This is a genomic window from Actinomycetota bacterium, assembly GCA_040905475.1.
Lineage (GTDB): Bacteria > Actinomycetota > AC-67 > AC-67 > AC-67 > DATFGK01.
In genome coordinates this window covers 1-10,829 of the sequence record JBBDRM010000148.1, presented here as the reverse complement: position 1 = coordinate 10,829, position 10,829 = coordinate 1, and the positions used below count along the sequence as shown (strand labels likewise).

Annotated in this window: 13 protein-coding genes; 8 read left to right on the top strand and 5 right to left on the bottom strand. The window is 66.1% G+C overall.

Features of this window, described 5'->3' with window-relative positions:
* Positions 1-147 precede the first annotated feature (147 nt).
* Together WEB06_18495 and WEB06_18490 are read left to right on the top strand one after the other, a co-directional pair.
* Positions 148-1,350 (top strand): thiolase family protein, encoded by a 1,203-nt coding sequence (locus WEB06_18495; protein ID MEX2557608.1) that lies wholly within the window; start codon positions 148-150, stop codon positions 1,348-1,350.
* Positions 1,351-1,382: 32 nt separating this feature from the next.
* The gene (locus tag WEB06_18490) at positions 1,383-1,646 is read left to right on the top strand and encodes a hypothetical protein (protein ID MEX2557607.1); all 264 of its coding nucleotides are present in this window, start codon (positions 1,383-1,385) and stop codon (positions 1,644-1,646) included.
* Positions 1,647-1,698: 52 nt separating this feature from the next.
* Here WEB06_18490 and WEB06_18485 read toward each other — a convergent pair whose 3' ends face one another.
* Genes WEB06_18485 through WEB06_18475 form a run of 3 tightly spaced genes read right to left on the bottom strand, consistent with a single transcriptional unit; the run spans position 1,699 to position 2,574 of the window.
* On the bottom strand, positions 1,699-1,947 hold the full coding sequence (locus tag WEB06_18485) for an FmdB family zinc ribbon protein (protein MEX2557606.1): 249 nt from the start codon (positions 1,945-1,947) through the stop codon (positions 1,699-1,701).
* Between the two features lie 46 nt (positions 1,948-1,993).
* Entirely contained in the window at positions 1,994-2,272 is a 279-nt protein-coding gene (locus tag WEB06_18480) for a metal-sensitive transcriptional regulator (GenBank protein ID MEX2557605.1), read from the bottom strand.
* A 47-nt stretch (positions 2,273-2,319) separates the two neighbouring features.
* Positions 2,320-2,574 carry a cell division protein CrgA gene (locus tag WEB06_18475; protein ID MEX2557604.1) on the bottom strand — a complete coding sequence of 85 codons (255 nt, stop codon included), beginning with the start codon at positions 2,572-2,574 and terminating at the stop codon, positions 2,320-2,322.
* Positions 2,575-2,730: 156 nt separating this feature from the next.
* On the opposite strand from WEB06_18475, the gene WEB06_18470 reads away from it, so the two are divergent.
* Together WEB06_18470 and WEB06_18465 are read left to right on the top strand one after the other, a co-directional pair.
* On the top strand, positions 2,731-3,363 hold the full coding sequence (locus tag WEB06_18470) for a sortase (GenBank protein MEX2557603.1): 633 nt from the start codon (positions 2,731-2,733) through the stop codon (positions 3,361-3,363).
* Positions 3,360-3,494 carry a hypothetical protein gene (locus WEB06_18465; GenBank protein MEX2557602.1) on the top strand — a complete coding sequence of 45 codons (135 nt, stop codon included), beginning with the start codon at positions 3,360-3,362 and terminating at the stop codon, positions 3,492-3,494. The genes WEB06_18470 and WEB06_18465 overlap by 4 nt, the downstream gene beginning before the upstream one ends.
* A gap of 3 nt (positions 3,495-3,497) precedes the next feature.
* On the opposite strand, the gene WEB06_18460 is transcribed toward WEB06_18465, so the two are convergent.
* The gene (locus WEB06_18460) at positions 3,498-5,867 is read right to left on the bottom strand and encodes a penicillin acylase family protein (GenBank protein ID MEX2557601.1); all 2,370 of its coding nucleotides are present in this window, start codon (positions 5,865-5,867) and stop codon (positions 3,498-3,500) included.
* A 121-nt stretch (positions 5,868-5,988) separates the two neighbouring features.
* On the opposite strand from WEB06_18460, the gene WEB06_18455 reads away from it, so the two are divergent.
* The 4 genes from WEB06_18455 to WEB06_18440 all read left to right on the top strand — a co-directional run bounded on the left by WEB06_18455 (position 5,989) and on the right by WEB06_18440 (position 9,559).
* Positions 5,989-6,660, top strand: a complete 672-nt coding sequence (locus WEB06_18455) for a PHP-associated domain-containing protein (GenBank protein ID MEX2557600.1) — start codon at positions 5,989-5,991, stop codon at positions 6,658-6,660.
* 122 nt (positions 6,661-6,782) lie between these two features.
* Complete coding sequence (locus WEB06_18450) at positions 6,783-8,486, top strand: long-chain fatty acid--CoA ligase (protein MEX2557599.1); 1,704 nt, start codon at positions 6,783-6,785, stop codon at positions 8,484-8,486.
* A 210-nt stretch (positions 8,487-8,696) separates the two neighbouring features.
* Positions 8,697-8,900 (top strand): hypothetical protein, encoded by a 204-nt coding sequence (locus tag WEB06_18445; protein MEX2557598.1) that lies wholly within the window; start codon positions 8,697-8,699, stop codon positions 8,898-8,900.
* 53 nt (positions 8,901-8,953) lie between these two features.
* Complete coding sequence (locus WEB06_18440) at positions 8,954-9,559, top strand: aminodeoxychorismate/anthranilate synthase component II (GenBank protein ID MEX2557597.1); 606 nt, start codon at positions 8,954-8,956, stop codon at positions 9,557-9,559.
* Here the strand turns inward: WEB06_18440 and WEB06_18435 are convergent.
* The coding region (locus WEB06_18435) for a PASTA domain-containing protein (protein MEX2557596.1) at positions 9,556-10,829 on the bottom strand (1,274 nt) is incomplete at its 5' end. The two genes, WEB06_18440 and WEB06_18435, sit on opposite strands and share 4 nt — an antisense overlap.

The window sequence follows — 10,829 nt, the reverse complement described above, 5'->3', positions numbered from 1 at the left end:
CCCCCCCGCTTTTCCCTCCGATTGACCCCGTCTTCTCTCGATGGCACGATGATGATTACCCGCGGGTAGTCGGCCGTTTGGCGGCACTCGACGGAAGGGCGACAGCGGCGCGACCAGCGCCGATGGCCCTCGGACAGGAGGTCTGTCATGCGCGAAGCCGTCATCGTCGAGGCCGTCCGCACGCCGCTGGGGAAGCGCAACGGCAAGTTGAAAGATCACCATCCGGTCGACCTGCTGGGCGACACGCTGAGCGAGCTGTTCGCCCGCTCCGGCGTCGACCCGTCACTCGTGGACGACAACATCACCGGTTGCGTCATGCAGGTCGGCGAGCAGGCGATCAACATCGGCCGCAACGCATGGCTCTCGGCCGGCTTGCCCGATCAAGTGCCGGCGACCACGGTCGACCGCCAGTGCGGCTCCTCGCAACAAGCCGCGCACTTCGCCGCGCAGGGTGTCATGTCGGGCGCGTACGATCTCGTCGTCGCGTCCGGCATCGAGCACATGACGCGCGTGCCGATGGGCTCGTCGCTGAGCGGCCCCGGGTTCCCGTTCACGCAGCGGATGTTCGAACGCTACGAGGGCAACCTCGTTCCGCAGGGGATCTCCGCGGAGCTGATCGCCGGGCGTTGGGGCTTCACCCGCGAGCAGGCCGATGCGCTCGGCTACCGCTCGCAGGTCCTCGCTCGGAAGGCGACCGACGAAGGGCGTTTCCAGCGTGAGATCTTCCCGATCAAGGTCGCCGGGGAGAACGGCGCCGCGGAGGTGTTCGACACCGACGAAGGACTGCGCGAAACCTCGCTCGAGAAGCTGGCTTCGCTGAAGCCGGCCTTCTACGACGAGAACATCGGGAAGAAGTTCCCCGAGATCAACTGGGTCGTCACCGCGGCCAACTCCTCGCAGATCACCGACGGTGCGTCGGCGCTGCTGATCACGACTCCGGAGAAGGCGAAGGAGCTGGGCCTCACTCCACGCGCGCGGTTCCACACGTTCTCCGTCGCCGCGGCAGACCCGGTGCTCATGCTGACCGGCGTCATCCCCTCGACGCAGAAGGCCCTTGCTCGTAGCGGGCTCAAGATCGAAGACATCGACCGCTTCGAGGTCAACGAGGCATTCGCCACCGTGTTGCTCGTCTGGAAGAAGGAGCTCGGCGTCTCCGACGAGCTCTTCGAGGAGCGGGTCAACGTCAACGGCGGCGCGATCGCCCTCGGGCACCCGCTCGGGGCTTCCGGCGCGCGGCTGATGACCACCTTGCTGCACGAGCTCGAGCGCAGCGGCGGGCGGTATGGGCTCCAGACGATGTGCGAGGGCGGCGGCATGTCCAACGCTACGATCATCGAAAGGCTCGGCTGACGCGTAGCACCGGGGACCGCACCGGCTGAAGCATGCGCACGGCTCTTGCGATCGTCTTCGGCTTCGTCATCTTCGGCGTTCTCGTGGGGACGTTGCGGGGGTTCGTCGGACCGCGGGGTGGCGGGGCGAAACCCTCGCTCGAGGCGGTCGAGCCGATGCCCGAGGGGCTGAGGATCCTCTATTGGTGCGAGACGTGCGGGCTCGAGGTTCTCGTCATCCGTCGTGGGAGCGAAGCGGGGCCGCGCCACTGTGGCGAATCGATGACGCGTCGCGAAGAGCTCTTGCGGGAGCCGTAAAGCGCTCAGCGCATGTAGGCGATCAGTTCGCCGGGCTGGCAGCACGTGATGCCTACTCGTCGGAGATGCGCTCCGCGCGTTCCTTGAGTTGCTTGAAGTCGCGGCGGGGGCGGTTGTCCGGCAGGTAGGAGTCGGTCTTCGAGAAGCCCCAGCCCTGCAACGAGATGTGAACGCGCCCGCCCCAGGTGCGCTTCAGGGGGCCACCGCAAGCCTTGCAGGCGGTGGGCGCCTCCTCGCCGGGCAGCACGATCGCGTCCTCGCGCTCGCCGCACGCGGTGCACTTGTAGCCGAAGACCGGCATATCCCCAGGCTCCTCCACAGGATGGGGAAAAACTACAGGGCTGTAATTACGCCTTGAGGAATCGCTCTACGACGCCTACCAGCTCGTTCACCGACTGCTCGCCGTCGCCGGTGGACACGGCGTCGGTGACGCAGCCACGGATGTGGTCCGCGAGCAACACAAGCCCGACTTTCTCGAGGGCAGAGATGGCCGCGGAGATCTGTGTGAGCACGTCGACGCAGTAGGTGTCCTCCTCGACCATCCGGGCGATGCCGCGCACCTGGCCTTCGACCCGCTTGAGCCGGTTTAGGATGAGCTCCTTTTCCGCCGCGTACTTGTATGCCACGGTGCCATGATATACCCCGGAGGGGTATCGCGACGGTCCCTATTCGGCTAGCGCCACTGCGTCGCGAGCCCGAACCCCGCGGCGATGAAGCTGAAGCCGGCGATGAGCGGCCAGATCGTGTACCGGTTGAGGAAACCGAACAACCCGGTCGTAGAGGTGCCGGATAGGTAGTAAAGGATGAGGTCGATCACTCCGAGCGAAAGAAGGACGAGTACCGTGACGGGGATCCATCGCGGCGACGGCTTCGGCTTCGCTTTCGGTGGAGCCTGGTAGCGGCTTCGCTTGGACTTAGAGACCGGCATCGTTCTCTCCATCTCGATGGTCGGAGGTACCTCTGCTTGGCAACGAGCGCGGCGCCCGGAACGTCACGGACGGGCCGACCGCCGATGATACACTACGCCTTCTCCGAGGCTATTCGTGAGGCAGTGGCCGCTACTTCCCCCATGTGCTGATCATCCGTGAAAGCCCTTCGCGCGACCGGCTCGACATTCATCTTCCTGGGTCTGTCGATCCTTTTCTTCGTCCTTTACGAGCTGGTCGGCACGAGCGCCATCACCAAGGCGCGACAGAACGACCTCCAGGCCGACTTCAGCCTGGCGCTCGAGGGCGGCCTGCTCCCCGACCCCTTCACCGGCGAGCTGCCCCTTCCGCAGGCCTCGAAGGCGCGGAGCGCCATCAAGGGTATCGCCCGGATGCGCATCCCGAAGATCGGGGTGAACGTCATCGTCGTCGAAGGGGTCACACTCGAGCGGCTCGCCTACGGGCCGGGCCACTATCCTTCGACGCCTCTCTTCGGCGAGAAGGGGGCGGTAGGCGTCGCCGGGCATCGAACCGGGTGGGGCGCCCCGTTCTTCAACGTCGACCGCCTGCGTCTGGGGGATCAGGTCATCGTCGAAACCGGCAAGGCGACGTACACCTACCGCATGACGACGAGCCGCGTTGTGAGTCCCGGACAATCCGAGGTCCTGGACGGCAACCCCACCTCCAATGCGGAGATGCAACTGGTACTGACGACGTGCACACCGAAGTTCACTGCGCGCGATCGTCTTATCCTATTCTTCGATCTGATATCGGAGGTGCCCCGAGCATGAGGATCTTCCCCAAGAACCGCGGACAGCGCATCGCGATGAAGCTCGCGATCGTGCTCGGTTACGCGGCGATCCTGTGGTTCTGGGTCTTCCCCTGGCTCGACCGCACCTACATCAACCGGCCGGCTCTGTAGCGTTCACAGGCCGGGCGCCAGCACCAACATCCCTTCGGACGCTGCCTCGACCGCAGCGCGGGTGAACGGCATCGGGTGGTATTCGCCGGTCGCCCACATCGGCGCCTGATCGGCGAAGTGAGGGCTCGCCGGGTTCCCAGAGTTGCCGGTGGTGATGATCGACAGCGACCGGTCGAAGTCTGCGAGATCGATGATCTGCCGGTACGAGGCGATCGCGCCGTCGGCGAAACCCTCCGAGGGATGCAACACGCCGCGGTTCACGGTGTCGTCCCCGCCTCCCACCTCGAACGGCCCGGCCGAGAACAGCTCGTTCAAGGGCGGGATCGCGTTCGCGAGGATGTGCCGGAAGTGCACCTGGTGGAGCCGCCCCCACCGCCAATCGTTCATGTCGGCCCCGAGCCGCGCTTCGAGATCGTCGAGCGCCTTGGTCAGCGCCTCACCGAGCAGGCGATCGCGTTGCCCGCCGTTGTCCGTCCCGTCGCCGCCGACCCAGAACGCCTGGGGGTTGACGAGGATCTCGCGGGTCGCGTCGTACGCGTGGTTCGTCGTCCAGGCTTTGCGCGGGTAGTACTCCTCGAACAGCTGCGGCCCGAGCTTCTCGGCGAACAACGCCTCCGCCACCCGCGCGAACCACGCATTGAAGATCGAGCCGCCGATCGCATCCGTGTCGAGCCGGAGATCCCAGGTCTCGACGTGCTTGATCGCTTCGGTCTCGCGCTCGCCGGCGATATCGGCCTGGAGGAGCAGCGGAACGAGGTCGGCCGCGATCCCCGAGAACGTGTCCATGTGCATCGCCCTGAAATCGTCGTGGTCCAGTCGCTCCTTGGCCGTCAGCATCGCGACTATGCGACGGATCCGGTGGGGCATCTCCCAATCGTGGGTGAGCAGGTAGGGATAGTCGGCGTCGACCATCCGATGGTTCGCCGTCGCGATGAAGCCTTGCTCCGGATTGAACACGCGCGGGAGGTCGTCGAAGGGGACCGTTCCCTTCCACTCGTATCCGCCCGTCCAGCCGGGCACCGGCACGACGCCGGTTCCCTTCGCGCGGATCGGGACCGAGCCGGTGAACTGGTAGCCGATGTTTCCGTCGACGTCGGCGTAGATCATGTTCTGTCCGGCGATCGGCCAGGCGCGGGCGGCCTCGCGGAACTCTTCCCAGTTGGAGACGTGGTTCAGCATGGAGGTGGCCTTGGCGGAAAGCGGAAGCTCGCGCTGGATCCAGCGGAACGCGACGGCTTCAGAGATGCGGTTCTCCACTACCTCCGGCGACGTCCCGCCGGCGATCGTCGAGGAGATCAGTGGCCCGTGCCGCGTCTCGAGCACCTCGTGCAGGATGGGCTTGGGCTCGCCGAGGACGGTGATCTTCTCGCGGATGCGCTTCAGGGGGAGCCACTTGCCCTTGTATTCGTATCTCTTGCGATCCTCCGAAAGCCGTTCGACGTAGAGATCGGTGACGTCGGCCTGGGTGTTGGTGAATCCCCACGCCACCCGGTCGTTGTGGCCGATCGCGATCCCGGCGAGCCCGGGCAGCGACACGCCGGCGACGTCGAGATCGGGCGCGACCAGGTGCATCTCCATCCAGATCGCCGGCATCTGCACCATCAGATGCGGGTCGTTGGCGAGCAGGGGCTTCCCGGTGGTGGTCTTGGCGCCCGATGCCACCCAGTTGTTGCTTCCGACCCCGGGCCGCACGCCGGCTGCGTAGGCGGTGTCGCGGAACTGCTGCGCGACCGTGGGGAACTCGGCCGAAGTCATCGCGACGATGGGGCCCTCAGCGTTGATGAACGGGGTCAGCTCGCGAGCCCGCTCGACACCGAGGTGCGCGGCCAGCTCCGCACGCAACAGCTCGAACGGCCAGTTCGCCGACAGCTGGAACGACATCATCAACGCGATCGACGCGACGTCGACCAGCGAGTCTTCCAAGACGTCGGGGAACGCGGGCTCGGCGTTGAGGAGCTGATACTCGGCCGGTCTGGGCATCGTGCGCAACGCCGCGATGAACCCCGCGTGGTACGGGACCGCGAGCGCTCGCGATTCGTCGTCGTAGTCCTTCGCGAGCTTCTTGGCGAGCCGCCAGAAGCCGAGCGTGCGGAAGAAGCGGTCGAGCGGCAGGCCGGCTGCACCGACGACCTCCGCGAGCCGGCCCTGCGCCGCGCGGCGCGTGAAGTCCATCTGCCAGAGCCGCTCTGCTGCGTGCAGATATCCCTGGGCGAAGTACACGTCGTCGGTCGTCTTCGCGTAGATGTGGGGAACGCCCCAGCGATCGGTGAAGACTTCGACTTCCTCGTTGAGACCCTCGAGCCGGACACGGCCTTCGGTCGGGCGGAGCGCGGAACCCGCGTACTCCTTGATGGCGGCGACCCAATCTTCCATGGCGACCTCCGCTCGAGTGGAGCGCGTTCGATGGGGAGGCCAGGCTACTTCCCGGGCTCGAAACAGGGCAACCGGCAGGCGTTTTGAGGCGTTGACGCCGCTCGGCAACAATGACCGCCTGATGTTCGCCGATCTCCACGCCCACGCCCGTCCCGGGTCCGGTGATGCCCGGATGGAGATGAGTGAGCTCGCCCGCGAGGCGCAGACGCTCGGGCTCGAGGCGATCGCCCTGACCGATCACGGCGTTGCCGATCTGGCCGGCGCACGGGAGGAGCTTGCGGCGTGCGGCGTGACGTTGATCCCCGGCCGCGAGGTTTCGTGTGACCTCGGCCATGTGCTGGTGTTCGCGACCGACCTGGATTGGCTTGCGGGGCTTCCGCCGCGATGCCCGCTGCCGCTGCCCGACTCGCGGGTCGGTCCCTGCGCGCTCGTGTGGGCGCACCCCGCTGGATGGCGGCTGGGCGGCGCCTTGATCCCGCCCGATCCCTCGCGCGGCGCCGAGCACCTGCACGGCGTCGAAGTTCTCAACGGCGAGCGGCTGCATCAAACCGACGGCGTGCGCCTCGCCGAGGAGATCGCAGCGACCCTCGGGCTGCCCGGCTACGGCGGCAGCGACGCACACGACACCCGCGCGGTCGGGCGCTGCCTGACCGAGGTGCCCGGCGCTCGAGATCCGAGCACGTTCATCGAGGGGCTCGCCGCCGGAAACGGGCGGGCCGCGCTGTCCCGGCACTGGGCAGAGGTCCGTGGGTACGATTACGTCCGCTCCGATCTGACCCCCTATCTGAGGTAGGTGACCGTTCCATCATGGCGAAAGCAGCGACCGGAAAGACGGCCAAGAAGGCGACCACGTCGCGGGCCGGAAAGCCCGCCGCGAAGCCGCGGGCGTCGAAGCGCGCGAAAGGAGAGTCGGCTATGGGGCCCTCGTGGGAGAGCCGTTTCTGGACCGCGAACTATCCGCCGGGCGTTCCGGCGACGCATGAGTACCCGGAGGTGCCGCTCACGCGCTTCCTCGACGATTCCGCGCGGCAGTTCCCCAACGCCCCGGCGCTCGACTTCATGGGCAACCGATGGACGTACGCGGAGCTGAAGCAGCTGGTAGATACGTTCGCCGCTGCGCTCAAAGGGCTCGGTGTCGCGAAGGGCACGGCGGTCGGGATCATCCTTCCGAACCTCCCACAGAACGTCATCGCGTACTACGCGACGCATCGCCTCGGCGGGATCGTCGTCGAGAACAACCCGCTGTACACCGAACGGGAGCTTCAGCACCAGCTCGAGGACGCCGGCGTCGAGGTGTTGATCACCCTCGACCAGTTCTACGCGAAGGTGAAGACGATCCGTCCGGAGCTGCCGAAGCTGCGCGAGGTGGTCGTCACGAACGTCTTCGACGGCATGAAGGGCATCAAGGCGATGCTCGGTCCGAAGACGAGCAAGGGCAAGGCCGTGCTCGCGCCGGTCGGCAAGACGGAGCCGGTGAAGTTCTGGAAGGACATCATGAAGAACGCGCGGGGGCCGGTGCAGCAAGCGCCGATCGACGCGAAGAAGGATCTCGCGCTCCTGCAGTACACGGGCGGGACGACGGGCGTCTCGAAAGGCGTCATGCTGACGCACCACAACCTCGTGACGAACGCGTGGCAGAACCGGCTCTGGCTCTCCGACATCCAGCCTGGGAAGGAAGTCGTCATCTGCGCGCTGCCGCTGTTCCATTCCTACGGGCAGACGGTCTGCATGAACGTCGGCGTGCTCGGCGCGGGGATGCTCGTGCTCGTCGCGAACCCGCGTGACATCGGAGCGCTGCTCAAGGAGATCGACCGGACGCGTCCGACGTTGTTCCCCGGCGTACCGACGCTGTACGTGAACCTCCTCGCCCACCCCGACCTCAAGAACTACAAGCTCGACTCGATCCGCGCGTGCATCTCCGGCGCGGCGCCGCTTCCGGTCGAGGTGCAGCAGCAATGGGAGCAGGTCACCGGCGGGAAGCTCGTCGAGGGGTACGGGCTGTCGGAGACGTCGCCGTCGTCGCACGCGAACCCGGTGTACGGCAAGCGGAAGATCGGCACCATCGGCCTGCCGCTGCCCGACACGGACTGCAAGCTCGTCGACGTCGATGATCCTTCGAAGGACATCTCCCCTCCCGGTCCGGGCGAGCTCGTCATCAAGGGGCCCCAGGTCATGCAGGGGTACTGGAACCGTCCTGAGGAGACGCACGACGTGTTGCGCGATGGCTGGCTCTACACGGGCGACATCGCGGAGGTCGACGACGAGGGGTACTTCAAGATCGTCGACCGCAAGAAGGACATGATCATCGTCGGCGGCTTCAACGTCTATCCGCGAGACGTCGAAGAGGTCCTGTATCAGCACCCGAAGATCCTCGAGGCCGCGGTCGTCGGGCTCCGAAGCTCCAAGTCCGGCGAGATGGTGAAGGCCTACATCGTGCTGAAGAAGGGCGAGACCGCGACCGAAGATGAGATGGAGGCGTTCTGTCGCGAGCGCCTCACGGCGTACAAGGTTCCGAAGGCCTTCGAGTTCCGCGACGATCTGCCCAAGACGATGGTCGGCAAGGTCTTGCGTCGCGCGTTGGTAGAGGAAGAGAAGCAGCGTGCGGAGGCCGCGAAGTAAGCCGGCTCGCTGCCCTGATCGTAGCTGGCGGCGGCGAACGCGCAATGAGCGCAGCGTTGTGCGCTGAGCGGTGAAGCGCACGCTTCGCGGCAGCGCCGCCACGTCCCGGAACAGAAAACCGGCAAATTGGTACTTGCGACCTATCGATTTTCCCTCTCTTCGGGCGTAGCAAGGGGGTTCACAGAAAGCCGGGTGCTAGGGAGCTTCCCCATGAAACGTCGTGAGAAGGATGTCGCGCAGCGTCTGCTCGATGAGTATCTCGAGTACATCGAAAGCTGGAGGCTCGAGACGATGCCTCGTCCCGAGCGCTCCAACGTCGTCGTGCTCGACGTCATGCAGTACCGAGTCGTGCAGAACCGGCGGACGATCCCGCGGACGGCGACGAGCGAACCTCGCGCGGCGATCCTCCCCTAGCACGTTCGGAAAGCACGGCGGCTCTCAAGGGCTGTGGTGTACCGTTCCGGTCGATGGCCGCCCGCGTGCTCGTCGTCGACAACTACGATTCCTTCACCTACAACCTCGTCCAGGAGCTCGCCGAGCTCGGCGCGGCGCCGACCGTCGTACGGAACGATGCGTGGACGCTCGATCAGGTCCGTGAGTTCGCGCCCGACGGGATCGTGATATCGCCCGGCCCCGGAACGCCGGAACGACCGTCCGACGTCGGGATCTCGAACGACGTGATCCGTGAGCTCGGGCCGTCCACGCCGCTACTCGGTGTTTGTCTGGGTCATCAATGCATCGGATACGTGTTCGGCGCGCGGATCGTGCGGGCGCCGCAACTTGTGCACGGCAAGACCTCACAGATCTACCACCGCGGCGAGGGCGTCCTCGACGGGTTGCCGATCCCGTTCGAGGCGACGCGCTATCACTCGCTCGTGATCGAGCGGACCTCGCTCCCGCACGAGCTGAAGGTGATCGCCGAGACCGGCGACGAGCTGGTGATGGCGGTGCGGCACCGGACCCTGCCTATCGAGGGGGTGCAGTTCCATCCCGAGAGCGTGCTGACCGCGGAGGGGATGGACATCTTGCGGAACTTCCTCGAGCGCTGCGTGCAGCCCGCCGGGACGCGCTAAGGACTCTCGGTCGGGGTCGGCTCCTCGGTCGGGAACGGCTCCTCCCCGACCGTGATCGTGACGGTCTTCCTCTTCTCGAGCGTGGTGTTACCCTCCGGGTTCTGATCGCAGACCTCACCCGGCGTGAAGGCGCAGAGGCCTTCGCTGGAAATGACGACGTTGACCTCGAAGCCCGCGGCCTTCAGTTCGGCGGTCGCTTCTGCCTGCGACTTTCCTTCGACGTTGGGGACGATCGCGGTCTCAGGGCCTGTGCCGATCCGGATGTTGATCGGTGTCCCTCGATCGACACCGGTGTCCTTCGGGATGCCCTGCGCGATGACCTTGCCCTTCTGCTCCGGAGTGCTCGGAGCTTCGGTGATGCGGCCGACCACCAGTCCGACCTCTTCGATCTTGGCGATCGCTTGATCTCTGGTGAGCCCGATCAGGTCGGGAACGGTTGTTCTCCCTACGCCCTCGGAAACGATCAGGCTGACCGTGTCCCCCTCCTTTACGGTGGCCGGGGGAGCCGGATCCTGAGTGATGACACTGCCTACGGGAACCTCAGGGTCGGGTCGCCTGTCTTCGATGTTCACCTTAAGGTTGGCCGCTGTCAGTATGCGACGAGCCTCGACTTCGGTTTCGTTCACGACGTTGGGTACCGCGAACGCCGGTTTCGACTCCGGCAGAGAGGCGATGATCGCCCACGCAACCACCCCCGCGATCGCCAACATGATCAGCGTCATCAAGATCCAGCCGAGCCGGCGCCGTCGCTGGACGTCAGCGGGCGGCGGCCCGCCGGTGCGGCGGATGATCGTGGTCTGATCCGACACCGCAGGCGTGTGGATCGAGGTTTGCTCGACGGGCGCCATCAACGGTGTGGCCTGCACCGGTTTGCCGGCGGCGGCGCGGCCCAGATCCTGCCGCATCTCCTGCGCGTTCTGGTACCGGTTGTCGGGGTTCTTGGCGAGCGCCTTCATGACGATCGCCTCGAGCGCCGGCGGGATGTCCGCGTTCAGACGCGACGGCTGGATCGGGTCTTCCTTCACGTGCTTGTAGGCGATCGCGACCGGCGACGAGCCGGTGAACGGAACCTGTCGCGTGAGCATCTCGTACAGCACGATGCCGAGCGAGTAGATGTCGGATCGAGCATCCACCGGGCCGGCCTGGGCCTGCTCCGGCGAGAAGTACTGTGCTGTGCCGAGCACGGTCGCGGTCTGGGTCACCGTCTCGGACGAAGCCGCGCGCGCGATCCCGAAGTCGGTGACCTTCACCTCGCCGTTCTTGGTGATCA

Coding starts and splice junctions, on each gene's coding strand:
- WEB06_18495 (MEX2557608.1), top strand. CDS start 148: ATGCGCGAAGCCGTCATCGTCGAGGCCGTCCGCACGCCGCTGGGGAAG.
- WEB06_18490 (MEX2557607.1), top strand. CDS start 1,383: ATGCGCACGGCTCTTGCGATCGTCTTCGGCTTCGTCATCTTCGGCGTT.
- WEB06_18485 (MEX2557606.1), bottom strand. CDS start 1,947: ATGCCGGTCTTCGGCTACAAGTGCACCGCGTGCGGCGAGCGCGAGGAC.
- WEB06_18475 (MEX2557604.1), bottom strand. CDS start 2,574: ATGCCGGTCTCTAAGTCCAAGCGAAGCCGCTACCAGGCTCCACCGAAA.
- WEB06_18465 (MEX2557602.1), top strand. CDS start 3,360: ATGAGGATCTTCCCCAAGAACCGCGGACAGCGCATCGCGATGAAGCTC.
- WEB06_18460 (MEX2557601.1), bottom strand. CDS start 5,867: ATGGAAGATTGGGTCGCCGCCATCAAGGAGTACGCGGGTTCCGCGCTC.
- WEB06_18455 (MEX2557600.1), top strand. CDS start 5,989: ATGTTCGCCGATCTCCACGCCCACGCCCGTCCCGGGTCCGGTGATGCC.
- WEB06_18450 (MEX2557599.1), top strand. CDS start 6,783: ATGGGGCCCTCGTGGGAGAGCCGTTTCTGGACCGCGAACTATCCGCCG.
- WEB06_18445 (MEX2557598.1), top strand. CDS start 8,697: ATGAAACGTCGTGAGAAGGATGTCGCGCAGCGTCTGCTCGATGAGTAT.
- WEB06_18440 (MEX2557597.1), top strand. CDS start 8,954: ATGGCCGCCCGCGTGCTCGTCGTCGACAACTACGATTCCTTCACCTAC.